Origin of the sequence: Pseudomonas sp. 8 R 14 (assembly GCF_900005955.1) — a bacterium.
GTDB classification, from domain to species: Bacteria; Pseudomonadota; Gammaproteobacteria; order Pseudomonadales; family Pseudomonadaceae; genus Aquipseudomonas; species Aquipseudomonas marginalis.
In genome coordinates this window covers 1-18,495 of the sequence record NZ_CVTH01000074.1, presented here as the reverse complement: position 1 = coordinate 18,495, position 18,495 = coordinate 1, and the positions used below count along the sequence as shown (strand labels likewise).

The window sequence follows — 18,495 nt, the reverse complement described above, 5'->3', positions numbered from 1 at the left end:
CTGAGCTTGAGCACGCTGCCGGTGGCTTCGCCGATGTGCTGCTGGCCATTGTGCACGTCGCGGTAACCCTCGTCGGCACTCGCGGCGGCGGCGCTGCAGGAGCGCGCGACTTCGTTGGCGGTGGCTACCATTTCGTTGAACGCGGTGCTTACCAGCTCCACGGCTTCACGTTGGCGCCCGGCGGCCTGGTTCATGTTGTTGGCGACTTCGCTGGTGTCGGCGGCGGCGGTTTGCAGGTCGGAAGAGGCGTTGCCGATGCGCTGCACCAGTTGCGCGATCATGCTCAGGAACTGGTTGAACCAGCCCGCCAGGCTGGCGGTTTCGTCTTTGCCTTGCACCTTGAGTTGGCGCGTCAGGTCGCCTTCGCCTTCGGCAATCTCCTGCAGGCCGTCGGCCACCCCGCGAATCGGGCGCACGATCATGCTCGCAAAACTGGCGCCGACAATCGCGAACACCACGGCCAGGGCGGCGGCAATCGCGGCGATCAACCACGTGAGGCTGGTGGCGCCGGCCATGACTTCATCGCGTTTGATCAGGCCGATAAAGCGCCAGCCCAGATCCTTGGAACTGACCACGTTGGCCATGTAGGCCACGCCGTCGATGTCGATCTGGGTCACGCCGTCGCCGCGCTTGGCCAGTTCGGCGTAGTTGGGGCCCAGGTCGGCCATCGGCTTGAAGTTGTGCTTGGCGTCGCTGGGGTCCACCAGCACGTTGCCGTTGGCTTCCACCAGCATCAGGTAGCCGCTGTCGCCCAGCTTGATGTTGCGCACCAGCTCGGTGAGCTGCTTGAGCGACACGTCCAGGCCGACCACGCCGAGTATGTTGCCGGTGGCGTCGGCGACGGTGTGCACGGTGCCGATCAGGACCACGTCGTCCGGTGCCCAGTAATAGGCGCCGGTGCGCACGGTGGCGCCTGGCGCGGCGATGGCGGCTTTGTACCAGGGGCGTACGCGTGGGTCGTAGTTGTTCAGTTTGGTGTCATCAGGCCAGCTGGCATAACCGCCGTCGGCGAGGCCCAAAGACAAGTAGGCGGTGCTCGGGTGGCTCTTGGCGAACTGGTCGAAAATCGCCAGCAGGTCTTTGTTGGTCTGGGTCAGGGGGATTTGCGCGGCGTCGGCGCCGGCGTAGCTCTTGAGATCCTTGGCCGCGACAACGCGCGGGTCCTTGGCCACGAAGTCGACGTTCTGGCTGATGCCATCGAAGAACTGCTTCATGCCGTTGTCTATCTGACGGATCTCGCGACCGCTGCTGTCGAGGAAATTGGCCAGGGCCCCCTCGCGCAGATTCAGCACTACCAACACGGCCACCAGGATGACCGGGAGGCACGCGATAGCCGCGAACGCCCAGGTCAGCTTCTGCTTGATATTCATGACTTCACCTGCGGGTATTTATAGTTTTGGCAAGGGGAAACGCTAGTGCTGAATGCCGCATGTGTTGTTATGAAGGGGGTAAGGCCCATGCGTACCTCCGGTTTATCGACCGAAGGGGCACGCACTTTAGGGCGCGGGGCGTGATCAGCCGATTGAGTGGTCGGCCAGGGCGTCGCGGCGCATCGATTGCAGGTTCTTCTCGATGGTTTCGCAGATGGCTTCCATCTGGATCTGGTGTTCGCTGGAGCGGAACGGGCTTTGCAGGTCGGTGCCGATGCGTTCGATGGCCAGCAGCATAAAACCCACCACGGTGGACGCCAGCGGGGTGAACCAGCCCAGGGATTCCACCAGGCCCACGGGCACGATCAGGCAGAACAGCGAGATAAACAGGCGTGGGAAATACACGTAAGGGTAGGGCAGTGGTGTGTTGGCGATCCGTTCCATGCCGCCCTGGGCATTGGACAGATCCACCAGGGTCGACTCCAGCCGCGCCAGGCGAATGCTGTCCAGGTGCCCGGCCTTGTATTCGCGGGCCAGCAACGCCGCCGAGCCGGTGAGGATGTCATTGGCAAAGTTGTTGGTGGCGCCGTTGCGGGCGAATTCCTCGGTGGGGATAAAGGCGCGTACTTCATCAGGGCACGGTTCGCCCCTGAGGTGCGCGGCCAGGCAATTTACGTAGGCCACGTGGCGGCGCAGCAGGGTGGACTTGATCGGGTTCACTTCGCCGTCAGGATCGTCCAGCAAGGTCAAAACCTGACGGGCAAAACTGCGCGAATTGTTGACCATCGCACCCCACAGCGTGCGCGCTTCCCACCAGCGGTTATAGGCGCTGCTGTTGCGAAAGCTGATGAGCACGATCAGTGCCGAGCCCAGCAGGGTGAGGGGCATCAGCGGCAAGTTGATCTTGGCGGTGAGGAACAGCATGAAGTCCACGGTGACGGCGACGTCCCACAACAACAGCCAGAACAGCGACCAGCCCACATAGCCCATGGTCTTGATGATCAGGCGGTACTTTTTGATGATGGCGGCTTTCAAACGACAACCTCGCGGCGAGCAGTAGGCAACAGTGCCTTAGCTCGGACGTCGGCTGGCGGGGAAGGTTCGCTGCGGCGCCTGAAACGGTTAAGCCGCCTGAGTTTCCTGGAACAATTTTGGTAGCGACGGTGTCCTCAGAGCTAATCACGCTAGATTGCGCCCAAGGCAAAACGCCATTATCGGTGCTGCAATTGAGATCAGTGGATCCAAGTTGTTTGATCAGGGCTCTTTCTCATGTGCAGTGGTTCGTTGAAGTTGGCGATGGAACAGTCGGCGCGGGCGTTTGAGCGCCATGTGGAGTTTGAAGCGAGTATTCGTACCCATTATTCGATTTTGCTGGAGTCCTATTCAAAAAGACCGTTTTTCTACAAGACCGCACTGAAGTTCAGTCGCTTGATGGTGTCCTTTACGTTATTGAGCACGTATTTCTCCAAGCCAGTTCCCTTACTGTCCGAGGTGAAAGAGTTTTGTGTGGCGCGCGGGTTCTGTTCGAGAAACAGCCTGGAGTCGATCTTCCTGCTGTTCAGGGTCCTGGGGTTCATGACGGTGTCGAGGCATGCGGATGACAGTCGTTTGCGGGTATTCAGTCCGTCATCCCAAGCCTGCGAGGAGATCAGGCTGATGCTTACGTCCGTGGTCGAGCCGCTGGGCGTGATGTGCCCGGAAACCGAGGTGTGCGGGTCAATGGCCGGGTTGGATGATCGCGCCTATCTGGCCCGTTATTTCAAAGGTTTTTCGGTGCTTCTGCGCCAGAACGTGACGATTGACCTGTTGATGCCTGATTGTTATTGGCTGGTAAAACGCGATGCCGGACATATGTTGATGCTGGCGATCTATAACGATGCGTGTGCGCTGGATAATCAAGGGGCAAGTTTCAGGTCTTCGTCCTACCTTTCCATCGCTGAGCAACTCTCGGTGTCCAAGACCCACGTTATTCGTCTGGTGCAAGAGGGGGCCGACCGGGGCTATTTCAAGATTCATTCCAAGACACTGCTTGAAGTCCTGCCACCTTTTATCGTGTTGGTAAGGCGGTTCATGGCGTATTCGTTTGCGACCTGCCTGCACAGTCTTCAACTGAGTCATGTCGATAATAAAGCGGCCACTCATGCACAGGGAGTGACGGGATGCCGGCTAATGTAAAGCTCAGGCCACGGATGCAAAGGCTGCTGTCGCCCGCCATTGCCCAGGCCGAACTGATCGGGATTTTCGCCTGGCTGGCGGTGTTGCTGGTTGATCGCGGGAGGATGTTCGGCTGGCCGGTCGTGCTGGTCACGATGGGTCTGTGCGCGGTGTATGGGGTCCACCGGGTGGTGACTCAGTATGTGCTGTGGCGGGCGCTGGGCGTGGCCTACATGGCGCTGCTGTCCGCAGGTTTTGCCTATGTGGTTCACACCCGGCCTGCGTTGCAGGTGTTTGCCTTGCCGCTGGCCGTGACCCTGGTAATGAGCAGCGCAATCCTGTTTATCGTGGTTCAGGATTTTCTGTTCTGCGCCGCGTTGGTCTGGTTACTGACGTGGCCCCACATTCAGTTGAGCCTTTACGCAGGCGTCGACACCTACGTGTTTATCTTTTGCGCCGCGTCGGTGGCGATCGGTTCTGTCTTGAATGTCTACTACCTGAAAAACCTGCGCTCCGTGTTACTGGTCGAGAGTGAGTTTCGGGAATTGGCCGAGACGGATTACTTGACCTCCATCCTGAACCGGCGCGCCTTTATGGAGAGCTTCGCCAAACTGATTGCGGCCGGTGATACGGGCTACTTCATGATGTTGGATATCGACAGTTTCAAATTGAAGAATGACCAGTTCGGCCATGACGTCGGCGACAGGATTCTCTGTGCGATGGCCGCGTGCCTGAAAGCCACCCCCGGCAGCCACAGTTTCGGCAGGATTGGCGGTGAAGAATTCGGCGTGCTGCTGGTGGGCGATGACCCTGATGTCGCCACCGACTACGCGCTGCGCCTGCTGCAGGGGATTCGGTGCAGTGTCGCGCCGCCCCATCACTACACCTGCAGTGCGGGCATGACGCGCTTTACGGCCGGGGCCGATATGTCGGCGGTCCTCAAACGTGCCGACCGCAACCTCTACGCCGCCAAGGGCAACGGCAAGGACCGTGTATATCTGGATGGCGCGCCGGTGTTTCACCGTTCGATGTCCACCCCGGAGGCCTTATGAAAGTTGGCGTGATTTCCGATACCCATGGCCTGCTGCGGCCTGAAGCGGTGGCGGCCTTGCAGGGATGCGAGCAGATCATCCATGCCGGTGATATCGGCAGCCCTGAGATTCTTCAGCAATTGGCACAGATCGCGCCCCTGCACGTGGTGCGTGGCAACAATGACCAGGACGCGGCGTGGGCGGAGCAGGTGCCCGATCATCTGATGCTGGAGGTGGACGGATGGCGGACGTTGGTGGTGCATGATATCGCCGACGTACCCGCCTTACTCCACACGTCTACTCGGCTGGTGATCACCGGCCATTCGCACAAGCCCCTGATCGAATGGCGGGGCGCAACACTGTACGTAAACCCCGGCAGTGCAGGGCGGCGGCGCTTCAAGTTGCCGGTGACGTTGGCGGTGCTGGACGTGCGGGAAATGACGATCGAGTCGCAGCTGATCGCGCTGCTGGACTGATCCGGCTTTTATCGTTGCGTCAGGATGCTCTGCAACAATCCCGGAAACCGTTCCTCAAGCACCTCGCCGCGCAATGAATTCATGTGGGTAGTGCCCACGCTGCGGGTGTGTACCAGGCCGGCATCGCGCAGGACCCGGAAGTGGTGGGACATGCTGGACTTGGGGCGCCCGCCGTCCAGTTCGCCGCAACTGGCCTCGGGCACGCCGGCCAGGCAGCGGACAATCTCCAGGCGCACCGGATCACTCAGCGCGTATAGCAGGCGCTCGAGGGTCAGGTCTTCCGGGGTGGGGTGTTTAAAGGCTCGCATGAAACGAATCATAACAGGGGGCTATCATCGAATACCATAGTTCGATTACCATCGAACTATCGAATCATCCACTCGCTCCCGGAGTTCTCAATGTCCGCTTTGTTCGAACCGTTCACACTCAAAGACGTCACCCTGCGCAATCGCATCGCCATCCCGCCAATGTGCCAATACATGGCCGATGACGGCATCGTCAACGACTGGCACCTCGTACACCTGGCCAGTATGGCTCGGGGCGGCGCCGGTTTGCTGGTGGTCGAGGCCACCGCTGTAGCGCCCGAGGGGCGTATCACCCCAGGCTGCGCCGGTCTCTGGAGCGACGCCCACGCCGAAGCGTTCGTGCCCATGGTCAAGGCCATCAAGGCCGCCGGTTCGGTGCCCGGCATCCAGATCGGCCACGCCGGTCGCAAAGCCAGCGCCAACCGCCCGTGGGAAGGGGACGACCACATACCTGCCTCCGATGCGCGCAGCTGGGAAACCATCGCGCCGTCGGCCATCGCCTTTGGTGCCAACCTGCCGCAAGTGCCACGCGCCATGACCCTGGACGACATCGCTCGGGTCAAGCAGGACTTCGTCGACGCCGCCCGCCGTGCCCGTGACGCCGGTTTCGAGTGGATCGAACTGCACTTCGCCCATGGCTACCTGGGCCAGAGCTTCTTCTCCGAGCATTCCAACCAGCGCACCGACGCCTACGGTGGCAGCTTCGACAACCGCAGCCGTTTCCTCCTGGAAACCCTGGCTGCCGTGCGCGAGGTCTGGCCGGAAAACCTGCCGCTGACCGCGCGTTTTGGCGTGATCGAATACGACGGCCGGGACGAACAGACCCTGACCGAATCCATCGAACTGGCCCGTAACTTCAAGGCCGGCGGCCTGGACCTGCTGAGCGTCAGCGTCGGTTTCACCATCCCCGACACGAATATCCCGTGGGGCCCGGCCTTTATGGGCCCGATCGCCGAGCGCGTGCGCCGCGAAGCGGGCATCCCGGTGACCTCGGCCTGGGGCTTTGGCACGCCGCAACTGGCGGAAGGTGCGTTGCAGGCTGGGCACCTGGACCTGGTCTCGGTCGGTCGTGCGCACCTGGCTGACCCGCATTGGGCGTACTTTGCGGCCAAGGAACTGGGGGTTGAGAAGTCGTCCTGGACCTTGCCGGCGCCTTACGCCCATTGGTTGGAGCGGTATCGCTGATCGGATCCTGACGACGTATAGAAATCCAAATGTGGGAGGGGGCTTGCTCCCTCCCACATTGGGTTCGCATCAAACTTCCTGCATGTCGATACCAAGGGGTTACCTGAAAAATAGCGAATGAGAACAGATGTCAAACGCGAATGGATTGGTATACCATTCGCGCGAATTTTTGGCAGGTTTGCCGCCCCAACTGGCTCATTCACTAGGTTCAACATCCATGCGTCGTACCCTGATTTCCCTCTGCGTGCTTCAGGCGTTTTCCCCGTTTACCTGGGCCGAGGTTGTCCCTGCCGACAAGGCCAGTCTTGAGCTGCAAGCCACCAATGTCACCGGCGAGGCGGACTACGAGACGGCTCAAGGGCCGGTCAAGGGCTACCACGCCACACGTTCGGCGAGTGCGACGCGCACTGACACCTCGATTCATGAAACCCCGCAGTCCATCAGCGTCGTGTCCAAGGATGTGGTCGAAGACATCGGCGCCACCCGTTTGCAGGACGCCCTGGACTACGCCGGTGGCGTCGGCCGCGCCAATAACTTCGGCGGCCAGGGGCTCACCACCTTCACCGTACGTGGCTTCACCACCGGCGAGTTCTACCGCAACGGTTTCCCGATCAACCGCGGTTACCCGAACATGCCGGACGCCAACACCATCGAACGCCTCGAAGTGCTGCGCGGCCCGGCGACCATGCTGTATGGCCGTGGCGATCCCGGCGGCACCTTCAACGTGGTGTCCAAGCAACCGCTGGCCGAGCCGACCGTGACCCTCGGCAGCCAACTGGATGACCAGGGCATGCAGCGCGCCACCCTCGACGCTTCCGGCCCGCTGGACGAACAAGGTCGCCTGGCCTATCGCCTGAACGTGGTGGGCGAGGGCGGTGACACGTTCCGTGATCACGTCGAGACCGAACGCTACGGCGTGACCCCGGTGATCACCTGGCAGGCCAGCGATGACACCAAGGTGATCTTCGAAGGCGACTTCATGCGCAACAACCACCCGCTGGACCGTGGCCTGACGCGCTACCCCAATCAAAAAGGCACTGCCTCGCGCGACACCTTCTGGGGTGAAAAAGACGTCGGCAAACTGCACAACGACAACAGCATGGCCCAGCTGCGTTTCGAGCACCTGCTCAATGACAGCTGGACCCTGGGCGGTGGTTTCCAATGGCTGGACGGCACCTTGCAAGGCAATGCCATTGAAGCCAACGGCCTGGCCGCCGACGGTCGCACCCTGGGCCGCAACTTCAACTATCGCAAACTGGAGTGGACCGACAAGGACACTCAGCTCAACCTCACCGGGCATTTCTCCACCGGTGGTTTCGACCACACCTTGCTCACCGGCGTCGAATTCGAAGACTACGACTACAAGTCGATCATCCAGCGCTCCAGCGGCGCAGTGGGTGCTTATTCAATCGACATCTTCAACCCGGTCTACGGCCAGGCGCGCCCGAACCTCACACGCACGCCGACCCACGACAAGGAAAACCTCAAGACCTACGCGGCCTTCGTGCAGGATCAGGTGGCCCTGACCGAGCGCCTTAAAGTGCTCGCCGGCGCACGCTTCGAGCGCTTTGAACACGACTACCACACCTACGTGCCGGGCGGTAAAAGCTGGGAAGCCAGCGACAACGCCGTCACCCCACGCGTGGGCGTGATCTACGACCTCACCGACACCGTTGCGGTCTACGCCGACGCCGCGCGTTCGTTCAAGCCCAACACCGGCGCCAGTCGCCAGGGCGGTGGTTTTGAACCGGAGAAAGGCAAATCCTACGAGATGGGCATCAAGTGGGAAGCCCTGGACCGTCAACTGAGTGTCGACGCCGCGATCTACCAGATCGAGAAGAAAAACGTGCTCACCACCGACCCTCTCGACTCCACCTTCAGCGTCGCCGCCGGCCAGGTGCGCAGCCGTGGTTTCGACCTGAACGTGGCGGGCAATATCACCCCCGAGTGGCGTGTGATCGGTGGCTACGCCTATGTGGATGCCGAAGTGACCAAGGACAACACCCTGCGCAGCGGCACGCGCTTGCTGAACATCCCGCGTAACAGCTTCAGCCTGCTCAACGTCTACGAGTTCCAGGACGGCGCCCTCAAGGGCCTGGGCCTCGGCGCGGGTGGCAAGTATGTGGATGAACGGGCCGGGCAGACCTCCAACAACGCCTTCTCGATGGATGCCTACACCGTGGTCGACCTGCTCAGCTACTACAAGGTCAACGACAAGGTGCGGCTGAACCTGGACGTGAAGAACCTGTTCAATCGCGACTATGAAGAAGGTGCGTTCGGCAACGTATACGCCTACCCCGGCGAACCGCGCACGGTGCAGGTCGGCATCGCCTACACCCTCTAACAGCCTGCACAGTGCCAGTGTGGGGGCTTGCTGTGGCGAGGGGGCTTGCTGTGGTGAGCGGGCTTGCTGTGGTGAGCGGGCTTGCCCCGCGTTGGGCTGCGAAGCGGCCCCAATACAGTCACTGCATTCTTCCAGGCTGAACCGGGTGGCGGGTTTTAGGGCCGCTTCGCGCCCCAACGCGGGGCAAGCCCGCTCACCACAGCAAGCCCCCTCCCACATTTGATTGCGTTTACATTACAACGGCGTCAGCACATTCATCACCGTATCCAACGCCACCCGCGTGTCATCCAGCTGCACCAGCGACGCATGCCGCGCGCCGAGGGCGTCGCGGTTCTGGATCGCGGTGAGGATCGCCTTGTGCCGGGGCAGGCTCAGGCCCTGGATGTCCGGGCGGCGGTTGGTGATGTTGATCGACTCGCGCAGCGGCAACGACAGCATGTTGCACATATAGGCGAGCAGGTCGTTGCGGGTGGCGTCGGCAATGGCGCGGTGGAAGTCCAGGTCGGCCTGCAGCAGCTGTTCGTGGGTCTGCGCGGTTTCCATGCCCTGGTAGGCTTTTTCGATGGTGGCGATGTCTTCATCGGTGGCGGTGGTCGCGGCCATGGCGGCGATCTCCGGCTCGAGGATGCGCCGCACACCGGCCAGGGTATTGAAGAATTCACTGTGGGGCGTGGACTGCATCAGCCAGGACAACACGTCCGGGTCGAGGAGGTGCCATTTCAAGCGCGGCCGCACCACCGCGCCCACCCGCGGCTTGGAATACACCAGGCCCTTGGCGCTGAGCACCCGGGTCGCCTCGCGCAATACCGAACGACTGACCTTGTACTCCTCGCAGAGCGTGGCCTCCATGGGCAGCCGTTCTTCGGGCTTGAAGCGACCTGAAACGATGTGCATGCCCAAGTCCTGAACGATCTGGGCATGCATGCTCTTGCGCGGCTTGGGCGGCTGGTGATCCATAACGACAGGGATGCTCTGACTTAAATTCGCGGCATCATAGCATCCCAATTAGTGGGAATGCCGGGGGACTTCAGCCCCACGGCAACCCACCAGGAAGTCAAAGTCGCAACCCTGGTCGGCCTGCAGCACATGATCGATGTACAACTGGCGGTAGCCGCCGACGATCAGGTTCTGCGGCGGTTTCAGGTCGGCCATGCGCGCCGCCAGCTCTGCGTCGGGGATGTCCAGGTGCAGGCGGCCATTGGCGCAGTCGAGTTCGATCCAGTCACCTTCCTTCACAGTGGCCAACGGTCCACCGGCAGCGGCTTCCGGCGCCACATGCAAGACCACGGTGCCGTAGGCGGTGCCACTCATGCGCGCGTCGGAGATCCGCACCATATCGGTCACGCCTTGGGCCAGCAGTTTCGCCGGCAAACCCATGTTGCCGACTTCGGCCATGCCTGGGTAACCCTTGGGCCCGCAGTTTTTCATGACCAGGATCGAGTTGGCGTCCACGTCCAGTTCAGGGTCGTTGATGCGCGCCTTATACATGTCGAAGTTCTCGAACACCACCGCACGGCCGCGATGCTGCATCAGCTCGGCGCTGGCTGCCGACGGCTTGAGCACCGCGCCGAGTGGCGCCAGGTTGCCGCGCAACACGCAAATGCCGCCGTCGGCGCGGATCGGGTTGTCGAGGGTGCGGATCACTTCGTCCTGGCCGTAGATCGGCGAATCCTTGGTGTTCTCGCCGAGGGTCTTGCCGTTGACGGTCAGGGCATTCGGGTGCGGGATCAGGTTGGCCTCACCGAGGCGACGCAGCACGGCGGGCAGGCCACCGGCGTAGTAGAACTCTTCCATCAGGAAGCGCCCCGACGGTTGCAGGTCGACGATGGTCGGCATGCCGCGACCGATGCGGGTCCAGTCGTCCAGGTCGAGCTCGACGCCGATGCGCCCGGCGATGGCTTTCAAGTGGATCACGGCGTTGGTCGAACCACCGATGGCGGCGTTCACGCGGATGGCGTTTTCAAACGCCTCCTTGGTGAGGATTTTCGACAGCTTCAAGTCTTCGCGCACCATCTCTACCGCACGCATGCCGGACATATGGGCCAGCACATAACGCCGCGCATCCACCGCCGGGATCGCCGCGTTGTGGGGCAGGGACGTGCCCAGTGCCTCGGCCATGCAGGCCATGGTCGACGCAGTGCCCATGGTGTTACAGGTGCCCGCCGAGCGCGACATGCCGCCTTCGGCCGCGAGGAAATCATCCAGGGTAATGGTGCCGGCCTTGACCTGTTCACTGAGCTGCCACACCACGGTGCCCGAGCCGATGTCCTGGCCCTTGTGCTTGCCGTTGAGCATCGGCCCACCGGTGACCACGATGGCCGGTACGTCGCAACTGGCGGCGCCCATCAGCAGGGCCGGGGTGGTCTTGTCGCAGCCGGTCAGCAACACCACACCGTCAATCGGGTTGCCGCGGATGGCTTCCTCCACGTCCATGCTCGCCAGGTTGCGAGTGAGCATGGCGGTGGGGCGCAGGTTGGATTCGCCGTTGGAGAACACCGGGAATTCCACCGGGAAGCCACCGGCCTCGATCACGCCACGTTTGACGTGCTCGGCGATCTGGCGGAAATGCGCATTGCACGGGGTCAGCTCCGACCAGGTATTGCAGATGCCGATGATCGGCTTGCCATGGAACTGATGGTCGGCAATGCCCTGGTTCTTCATCCAGCTGCGGTACATGAAGCCGTTTTTGTCGGCGGTACCAAACCACTGGGCGGAGCGTAGGCCGGGCTTTTTATCAGACATGATCGATTCTCTTATTGTATGACTATATGTTCTATGCGTGCTTAAACATAAGCGCAAAATCGATGCTTTGGAAGAGTTGTTTTGCAAATAGTCCTACTATATAGTCTGGCTTAACTGAGGTATGACCCTGGCGGATTTCCGCGAGAGGCGTCCCCCGAGCTTCTATAAAAACAACAATCGGAGATCGACCCCATGAGCCAGGAACTGCGGCTTATTCGGCGCATCACGCTGAAACTGATTCCCTTCCTGATCCTGCTGTACCTGATCGCCTACGTGGACCGTTCCGCCGTGGGGTTTGCCAAGCTGCACATGGGCGCCGACGTCGGTATCGGCGATGCGGCCTATGGCCTGGGCGCGGGGTTGTTCTTCATTGGCTACTTCCTCTTCGAGATCCCCAGCAACCTGATGCTCGACCGCTTCGGCGCACGGCGTTGGTTCGCGCGGATCATGATCACCTGGGGCGCGATCACCATCGGCATGGCCTTCGTGCAAGGGCCGCACAGCTTTTATGTGATGCGCTTCCTGCTCGGCGCTGCCGAAGCCGGGTTCTTTCCCGGCGTCCTGTACTACATCACCCAATGGTTCCCGGTGCGCCATCGCGGCAAGATCCTCGGGCTGTTCATCCTCTCCCAACCGATTGCGATGATGATCACCGGCCCGGTGTCCGGCGGCCTGCTGGGCATGGACGGTATCCTCGGCCTGCATGGCTGGCAGTGGCTGTTCATCGTGATCGGCACCCCGGCGATCCTGCTCACCTGGCCAGTGCTGCGCTACCTGCCGGATGGCCCCAAGCAGGTCAAATGGATGAGCGACACGGAAAAAGCCTGGCTCACCGATGAATTGGCCAAGGACCTGCAAGCCTACGGCCAGACCCGCCACGGCAACCCGCTGCATGCCCTCAAGGACAAACGCGTGTTGCTGCTGGCGCTGTTCTACCTGCCGGTGACCCTGAGCATTTACGGCCTGGGCCTGTGGTTGCCGACCCTGATCAAACAGTTTGGCGGCACCGACCTGGTCACCGGCTTTATCTCTGCCGTGCCGTACATCTTCGGCATCATCGGCCTGCTGATCATCCCGCGCAGTTCCGACCGCCTGAATGATCGCTACGGCCACCTGGCCGTGCTCTATGTGCTGGGCGCCATCGGCCTGTTTTTCAGCGCCTGGCTGAGTGTGCCGGTGCTGCAAATGGCCGCGCTGTGCCTGGCGGCGTTTGCGATGTTTTCCTGCACCGCCGTGTTCTGGACCTTGCCGGGGCGCTTCTTTGCCGGCGCCAGTGCGGCGGCGGGCATTGCCTTGATCAACTCGGTGGGCAACCTCGGCGGCTATATCGGTCCGTTCGTGATCGGTGCGCTCAAGGAATACACCGGCAACCTCGCCTCGGGCTTGTACTTCCTGTCCGGGGTCATGGTGTTCGGGCTGGTCTTGACCGGCGTGGTCTACCGCCTGCTGGAGCGCAAGCACGTACTGCCCGCCGATCAATTCGCCGCCAGCGCCCGTGGCGCCACACGTACTTAATCTGGGAGAAGTTTCATGCGTTTAGTTCAGTTCGAGTCAAGCAACGGTGAACGCCGGGTCGGCGTTGTAGAAGGCGCCACAGTGCGCGAAGTGCGTACCGCGCGCAGCGTGCGCGAACTGGCGCTGGCCGCCATCGAGGCGGGCGTCAAGTTGCAGCAGCAGGTCGAGAGCCTGGGCCTGGGCGACAGCCATGACTACGCCGCACTGCTGGCCGACCTGAAGATTTTGCCACCGCTGGACCACCCGGACCCGGCCCATATGCTCATCAGCGGCACCGGCCTGACCCACCTGGGCAGCGCCTCGGCGCGGGACAAAATGCACCAGCAGGCCGGCGATGAGAGCGCCTTGACCGACACCATGCGCATCTTCAAATGGGGCGTGGAGGGCGGCAAGCCCGCTGCCGGCCAGGCCGGTGTGCAACCGGAATGGTTCTACAAGGGCGACGGCAGCATCGTCGTGCGCCCAGGCGAAGCCTTCCCGGTGCCACCGTTTGCCGAAGACGCCGGTGAAGAACCGGAAATCGGCGGCCTGTATGTAATCGGCCCGGACAGCAAGCCCTATCGCCTGGGGTTTGCAGTGGGCAACGAGTTCTCCGACCACATCATGGAGCGCAAAAACTACCTGTACCTGGCCCATTCCAAGCTGCGCAGCTGCAGCTACGGCCCCGAACTGCGCGTGGGCGAGTTGCCCCAGCACCTGGCCGGCACCAGCCGCATCCTGCGTAACGGCGAGGAAATCTGGCGGAACGAATTCCTCAGTGGCGAGGCCAATATGTGCCACAGCCTGGAAAATCTTGAGTACCACCACTTCAAATACCGCCAGTTCCTCAAGCCGGGCGATGTGCATATTCACTTCTTCGGTACCGCCACGCTGTCATTCGCCGATGGTATACGTACCCAACCGGGCGATGTGTTCGAGATCAGCCAGGCCGAGTTCGGCGCGCCGTTGGTCAATGGCGTCGGCAGCAGCGATGCGGCCTTTGAACCCGGCCAAGTCACCCCCCTTTAAGGAGATCAACATGACCCAGTTCCTCGGCCACAACTACATCGGCGGCCAGCGCAGCGCCAACGGCAGCGTCAAGCTGCACAGCGTCGATGCCAGCACGGGCGAAACCTTGCCGCAGGATTTCTATCAGGCCACGCCGGAAGAAGTCGACGCCGCCGCCAAGGCCGCCGCCGCTGCGTATCCGGCGTACCGTGCGTTGAGTGCCGCGCGCCGTGCGCAGTTCCTGGACGCGATCGCCGACGAGCTGGATGGCCTGAGCGATAACTTCATCGAGCTGGTCTGCCGCGAAACCGCGCTGCCTGCCGCCCGTATCAAAGGCGAGCGTGGGCGTACCAGTGGCCAGATGCGCCTGTTCGCCACGGTGCTGCGTCGCGGTGATTTCTACGGCGCACGCATCGACAAGGCGTTACCCGATCGCCAGCCGCTGCCACGCCCGGACCTGCGCCAATACCGCATTGGCCTGGGCCCGGTGGCCGTGTTTGGCGCGAGCAACTTCCCCCTGGCGTTTTCCACGGCCGGTGGTGATACCGCTGCGGCGCTGGCGGCGGGCTGCCCCGTGGTGTTCAAGGCCCACAGCGGGCATATGGCCACGGCTGAACAGGTGGCCAATGCCATCATCCGTGCGGCTGAAGCCACCGAGATGCCTGCCGGTGTGTTCAATATGATCTTCGGCGGCGGCGTCGGTGAGGCGCTGGTCAAGCACCCGGCGATCCAGGCAGTGGGCTTTACCGGCTCGCTCAAGGGCGGTCGCGCCTTGTGCGATATGGCCGCGGCACGCCCGCAGCCGATCCCGGTGTTTGCCGAGATGTCGAGCATCAACCCGGTGATCGTCCTACCCCAGGCCCTGCAAGCGCGGGCGGATGCTGTCGCTCGGGATCTGACCGCGTCGGTGGTGCAAGGCTGCGGCCAGTTCTGCACCAACCCTGGCCTGGTGATCGGTATCGCTTCGCCGCAGTTCACCGCGTTTACCCAACAGGTCGCCCAACTGATCGGTGAGCAACCGGCGCAAACCATGCTCAATGCCGGCACCCTGAGCAGCTACGGCAAAGGCCTGGAAAAACTCCTGGCGCACCCTGGCATTCAGCATTTGGCCGGTAGCACCCAGGCGGGCAATCAGGCGCAACCGCAGCTGTTCAAGGCCGATGTGCGCTTGCTGATCGATGGCGATGAAGTGCTGCAGGAAGAAGTCTTCGGCCCTACCACGGTGTTTGTCGAAGTTGCTGATCAAGCCCAACTCAGCGCTGCCTTGCACGGCCTGCACGGCCAGCTCACGGCGACGATCATTGGCGAACCGGCAGACTTTCAACAGTTCGCCGAACTCACGCCGCTGCTGGAACAGAAAGTCGGGCGCATCCTGCTCAACGGCTACCCGACCGGCGTCGAAGTCTGCGATTCGATGGTGCACGGCGGCCCGTATCCGGCGACGTCGGATGCCCGTGGCACCTCGGTCGGCACCTTGGCCATCGACCGTTTCCTGCGTCCGGTGTGCTTCCAGAACTACCCGGATAGCCTGCTGCCTGACGCGTTGAAAAACGCCAACCCGTTGCGCATCCAGCGCCTGGTGGATGGCACGCCATCCCGCGACTCGCTGTAAACACTTATCAGGAGGCGTCATGTCGTGTACCGCTGTCACTGAGCACCGTGCGCAACTGGGGGAAGGCCCGTTCTGGGACGTGCCGACCCAGGCGCTGTACTGGGTCAATATCGCCGGCAAACAGGCCCTGCGCCTGATGGACGGGCAGTTGCAGATCTGGCAGTTGCCCGAGCACGTTTCGGCGTTTATCCCGTGCGAACGCGGTGATGCGCTGGTGACCCTGAGCAGCGGTGTCTACCGTCTGGACCTGGCCACCGAAGCCCTGACCCTGTTGTGCGTGGCCGACCCGCAACCGGGCAACCGTGGCAATGAAGCGCGCTGCGATGCCCTGGGCCGCCTGTGGCTGGGCACGATGCAGAACAACATCGGCGAACACGGCGAAGACTTGCCGATCACGCGGCGCTCCGGCGGCCTGTTTCGCATCAATGCGGATGCGCAGGTCACGCCGTTGCTTCACGGCCTGGGCATTCCCAACACCTTACTGTGGAGCGAGGACGGCCGCCAGGTGCATTTCGGCGACAGCCTGGACGCCACGCTCTACCAGTATTCGATTCAGGCCGACGGCCAACTCGAGCCGGCACAGGTGTGGTTCGGCCCCCATGAGCGTGGCGGGCCGGACGGCTCGGCCATGGACAGTCAAGGCTACATCTGGAACGCCCGTTGGGACGGCAGTTGCCTGCTGCGCCTGACGCCCGAGGGGGAGGTGGACCGCATTATCGAGTTGCCCGTGAGTCGCCCCACCAGTTGCGTATTCGGTGGCCCCAACCTCACCACTTTGTATATCACCAGCGCCGCCAGCCCATTGGATCACCCTCTGGACGGTGCGGTGCTGGCCATCGAAGTCGATGTACCCGGCATGCCTTGCCATCGCTTTGCCGGTTAGCTGCACCGCTTCACTGTAGGAGCGAGCTTGCTCGCGAAAAGCCTGAGCGCGCCGCGTGCATTCAGGATGTACGCGTCATCGTTAACGTTTTTCGCGAGCAAGAACTAGGCGTCCCCCTCGCTCCTACAAAAAACAGCAAACAAAAAACAACAACAAGGAGTCACCCGTATGAATCATCGTCGTCGTGGTATCCGTTCCCTGTGCTGCGCCGCTGTGGCGGTCTCGGCCATGAGCTTGAGCGGGCTGTTGCTGGCCGCTGAAGAAGTGAAAATCGGTTTTCTGGTCAAGCAGGCCGAGGAACCGTGGTTCCAGACCGAATGGGCCTTTGCCGAAAAAGCCGGCAAGGAACATGGCTTTACCGTGATCAAGATCGCCGTGCCCGATGGCGAGAAAACCCTCTCGGCCATCGACAGCCTGGCCGCCAACGGCGCCAAGGGCTTTGTGATCTGCCCGCCGGATGTGTCCCTGGGCCCGGCCATCGTCGCCAAGGCCAAGGCCAATGGCCTGAAAGTGATTGCCGTGGATGATCGCTTTGTCGACGCCAAGGGCAACTTCATGGAGGACGTGCCGTACCTGGGCATGGCCGCGTTTGAAGTGGGCCAGAAACAAGGTGCCGCCATGGCCGCCGAAGCGAAAAAACGCGGTTGGGACTGGAAGGACACCTACGCGGTGATCAACACCTTCAATGAACTCGACACCGGCAAAAAACGCACCGATGGCTCGATCAAATCCCTGGAAGAAGCCGGCATTCCCAAGGACCACATCCTCACCGCCGCGCTGAAAACCCTCGACGTCCCCGGCAGCATGGACGCCACCAACTCGGCCCTGGTCAAGCTGCCCAGCGGCGCGAAAAACCTGATCATCGGCGGCATGAACGACAACACCGTGCTCGGCGGCGTGCGCGCCACTGAAAGCGCCGGTTTCGCCGCCGCCAACGTGATCGGTATCGGCATCAATGGCACCGACGCCATCGGCGAATTGAAGAAAGCCAACAGCGGCTTCTTCGGCTCGATGCTGCCAAGCCCGCACATCGAAGGCTACAACACTGCGCTGATGATGTACGAGTGGGTCACCAAAGGCACTGAGCCGCCTAAATACACGGCCATGGATGAAGTGACCCTGATCACCCGCGCCAACTTCCAGGAAGAACTGACCAAGATCGGGCTGTGGAAATGACGGCGGCGGCCCTGCGTTTCGACGCTATCGGCAAAACCTTTCCCGGGGTCAAGGCGCTGGACGGCATCAGCTTCACCGCCCACCCGGGGCAGGTGCACGCCCTGATGGGCGAGAACGGTGCGGGCAAGTCGACGCTGCTGAAGATCCTCGGCGGCGCCTATATTCCCAGCAGCGGCACGGTGCAGATCGGCGCGCAGACCATGGCGTTCAAATGCGCCGCCGACAGCATCGCCAGCGGCGTAGCGGTGATCCACCAGGAGCTGCACCTGGTGCCGGAAATGACCGTCGCCGAAAACCTGTTCCTCGGGCATTTGCCCTCGCGCTTCGGCGTGGTCAACCGGGGCCTGTTGCGCAAGCAGGCCCTGGCTTGCCTCAAGGGCCTGGCGGATGAAATCGACCCCGAGGAAAAACTCGGGCGCCTGTCCCTGGGCCAGCGCCAACTGGTGGAAATTGCCAAGGCGCTGTCCCGTGGCGCCCATGTGATTGCCTTCGACGAACCGACCAGCAGCCTGTCGGCGCGGGAGATCGACCGCTTGATGGCGATCATTACGCGCCTGCGGGACGAGGGCAAAGTGGTGCTCTACGTGTCGCACCGCATGGAAGAGGTGTTCCGCATCTGCAACGCGGTCACGGTGTTCAAGGACGGCCGTTACGTGCGCACCTTCGACGACATGAGCGCGTTGACCCACGACCAGTTGGTGACCTGCATGGTCGG

Annotated in this window: 15 protein-coding genes and 1 pseudogene; 11 read left to right on the top strand and 5 right to left on the bottom strand. The window is 62.1% G+C overall.

Annotated features, from left to right (window positions below; translation table 11 throughout):
• Positions 1-290: 290 nt before the first annotated feature.
• Positions 291-1,370 (bottom strand): annotated as a pseudogene (locus BFQ01_RS33410) (cache domain-containing protein); the annotation flags it as partial.
• A 144-nt stretch (positions 1,371-1,514) separates the two neighbouring features.
• Positions 1,515-2,405, bottom strand: coding sequence for a bestrophin family protein (locus tag BFQ01_RS18425; protein ID WP_065926385.1), 891 nt, complete (start codon positions 2,403-2,405; stop codon positions 1,515-1,517).
• A 261-nt stretch (positions 2,406-2,666) separates the two neighbouring features.
• Between BFQ01_RS18425 and BFQ01_RS18420 the strand changes: the two genes are divergently transcribed.
• From BFQ01_RS18420 to BFQ01_RS18410, 3 genes are read left to right on the top strand one after another with little or no spacing between them, the layout of a single operon-like run.
• Positions 2,667-3,545, top strand: coding sequence for a hypothetical protein (locus tag BFQ01_RS18420; RefSeq protein ID WP_065926384.1), 879 nt, complete (start codon positions 2,667-2,669; stop codon positions 3,543-3,545).
• Positions 3,530-4,576, top strand: a complete 1,047-nt coding sequence (locus BFQ01_RS18415; RefSeq protein WP_065926383.1) for a GGDEF domain-containing protein — start codon at positions 3,530-3,532, stop codon at positions 4,574-4,576. Before BFQ01_RS18420 ends, BFQ01_RS18415 begins: the two co-directional genes overlap by 16 nt.
• Positions 4,573-5,031, top strand: coding sequence for a metallophosphoesterase family protein (locus tag BFQ01_RS18410; protein ID WP_065926382.1), 459 nt, complete (start codon positions 4,573-4,575; stop codon positions 5,029-5,031). The genes BFQ01_RS18415 and BFQ01_RS18410 overlap by 4 nt, the downstream gene beginning before the upstream one ends.
• Positions 5,032-5,039: 8 nt before the next feature.
• On the opposite strand, the gene BFQ01_RS18405 is transcribed toward BFQ01_RS18410, so the two are convergent.
• Positions 5,040-5,351: an ArsR/SmtB family transcription factor gene (locus BFQ01_RS18405; protein WP_027603612.1), complete on the bottom strand. Its 312-nt coding sequence runs from the start codon at positions 5,349-5,351 to the stop codon at positions 5,040-5,042.
• A gap of 78 nt (positions 5,352-5,429) precedes the next feature.
• On the opposite strand from BFQ01_RS18405, the gene BFQ01_RS18400 reads away from it, so the two are divergent.
• Together BFQ01_RS18400 and BFQ01_RS18395 are read left to right on the top strand one after the other, a co-directional pair.
• Entirely contained in the window at positions 5,430-6,521 is a 1,092-nt protein-coding gene (locus BFQ01_RS18400; protein WP_065926381.1) for an NADH:flavin oxidoreductase/NADH oxidase, read from the top strand.
• Positions 6,522-6,738: 217 nt separating this feature from the next.
• The gene (locus tag BFQ01_RS18395) at positions 6,739-8,865 is read left to right on the top strand and encodes a TonB-dependent siderophore receptor (RefSeq protein WP_065926380.1); all 2,127 of its coding nucleotides are present in this window, start codon (positions 6,739-6,741) and stop codon (positions 8,863-8,865) included.
• A 234-nt stretch (positions 8,866-9,099) separates the two neighbouring features.
• On the opposite strand, the gene BFQ01_RS18390 is transcribed toward BFQ01_RS18395, so the two are convergent.
• Both BFQ01_RS18390 and BFQ01_RS18385 read right to left on the bottom strand, forming a co-directional pair.
• A complete protein-coding gene (locus BFQ01_RS18390) occupies positions 9,100-9,822 on the bottom strand; it encodes a FadR/GntR family transcriptional regulator (protein WP_065926379.1) in 723 nt (240 codons plus the stop codon).
• 48 nt (positions 9,823-9,870) lie between these two features.
• Complete coding sequence (locus BFQ01_RS18385; RefSeq protein ID WP_027603618.1) at positions 9,871-11,607, bottom strand: IlvD/Edd family dehydratase; 1,737 nt, start codon at positions 11,605-11,607, stop codon at positions 9,871-9,873.
• A gap of 192 nt (positions 11,608-11,799) precedes the next feature.
• Between BFQ01_RS18385 and BFQ01_RS18380 the strand changes: the two genes are divergently transcribed.
• The 6 genes from BFQ01_RS18380 to BFQ01_RS18355 all read left to right on the top strand — a co-directional run.
• Positions 11,800-13,122 carry an MFS transporter gene (locus tag BFQ01_RS18380; protein ID WP_065926378.1) on the top strand — a complete coding sequence of 441 codons (1,323 nt, stop codon included), beginning with the start codon at positions 11,800-11,802 and terminating at the stop codon, positions 13,120-13,122.
• Positions 13,123-13,137: 15 nt separating this feature from the next.
• Positions 13,138-14,130, top strand: a complete 993-nt coding sequence (gene araD1, locus BFQ01_RS18375) for an AraD1 family protein (RefSeq protein ID WP_065926377.1) — start codon at positions 13,138-13,140, stop codon at positions 14,128-14,130.
• A gap of 10 nt (positions 14,131-14,140) precedes the next feature.
• A complete protein-coding gene (locus tag BFQ01_RS18370) occupies positions 14,141-15,721 on the top strand; it encodes an aldehyde dehydrogenase (NADP(+)) (RefSeq protein WP_065926376.1) in 1,581 nt (526 codons plus the stop codon).
• A gap of 19 nt (positions 15,722-15,740) precedes the next feature.
• Positions 15,741-16,604 (top strand): SMP-30/gluconolactonase/LRE family protein, encoded by an 864-nt coding sequence (locus BFQ01_RS18365; RefSeq protein WP_065926375.1) that lies wholly within the window; start codon positions 15,741-15,743, stop codon positions 16,602-16,604.
• Positions 16,605-16,772: 168 nt separating this feature from the next.
• Positions 16,773-17,780: a substrate-binding domain-containing protein gene (locus BFQ01_RS18360; RefSeq protein WP_065926374.1), complete on the top strand. Its 1,008-nt coding sequence runs from the start codon at positions 16,773-16,775 to the stop codon at positions 17,778-17,780.
• A partial coding sequence (locus BFQ01_RS18355; RefSeq protein WP_141691294.1) for an ATP-binding cassette domain-containing protein occupies positions 17,777-18,495 on the top strand: 719 nt, incomplete at its 3' end. The genes BFQ01_RS18360 and BFQ01_RS18355, both read left to right, overlap by 4 nt.

Excerpts from the sequence above, each read along its gene's own strand:
- BFQ01_RS18420 (WP_065926384.1), top strand. The coding sequence starts at position 2,667 with ATGGAACAGTCGGCGCGGGCGTTTGAGCGCCATGTGGAGTTTGAAGCG.
- BFQ01_RS18415 (WP_065926383.1), top strand. The coding sequence starts at position 3,530 with ATGCCGGCTAATGTAAAGCTCAGGCCACGGATGCAAAGGCTGCTGTCG.
- BFQ01_RS18410 (WP_065926382.1), top strand. The coding sequence starts at position 4,573 with ATGAAAGTTGGCGTGATTTCCGATACCCATGGCCTGCTGCGGCCTGAA.
- BFQ01_RS18405 (WP_027603612.1), bottom strand. The coding sequence starts at position 5,351 with ATGATTCGTTTCATGCGAGCCTTTAAACACCCCACCCCGGAAGACCTG.
- BFQ01_RS18400 (WP_065926381.1), top strand. The coding sequence starts at position 5,430 with ATGTCCGCTTTGTTCGAACCGTTCACACTCAAAGACGTCACCCTGCGC.
- BFQ01_RS18395 (WP_065926380.1), top strand. The coding sequence starts at position 6,739 with ATGCGTCGTACCCTGATTTCCCTCTGCGTGCTTCAGGCGTTTTCCCCG.
- BFQ01_RS18390 (WP_065926379.1), bottom strand. The coding sequence starts at position 9,822 with ATGGATCACCAGCCGCCCAAGCCGCGCAAGAGCATGCATGCCCAGATC.
- BFQ01_RS18385 (WP_027603618.1), bottom strand. The coding sequence starts at position 11,607 with ATGTCTGATAAAAAGCCCGGCCTACGCTCCGCCCAGTGGTTTGGTACC.
- BFQ01_RS18380 (WP_065926378.1), top strand. The coding sequence starts at position 11,800 with ATGAGCCAGGAACTGCGGCTTATTCGGCGCATCACGCTGAAACTGATT.
- araD1 (WP_065926377.1), top strand. The coding sequence starts at position 13,138 with ATGCGTTTAGTTCAGTTCGAGTCAAGCAACGGTGAACGCCGGGTCGGC.
- BFQ01_RS18370 (WP_065926376.1), top strand. The coding sequence starts at position 14,141 with ATGACCCAGTTCCTCGGCCACAACTACATCGGCGGCCAGCGCAGCGCC.
- BFQ01_RS18365 (WP_065926375.1), top strand. The coding sequence starts at position 15,741 with ATGTCGTGTACCGCTGTCACTGAGCACCGTGCGCAACTGGGGGAAGGC.
- BFQ01_RS18360 (WP_065926374.1), top strand. The coding sequence starts at position 16,773 with ATGAATCATCGTCGTCGTGGTATCCGTTCCCTGTGCTGCGCCGCTGTG.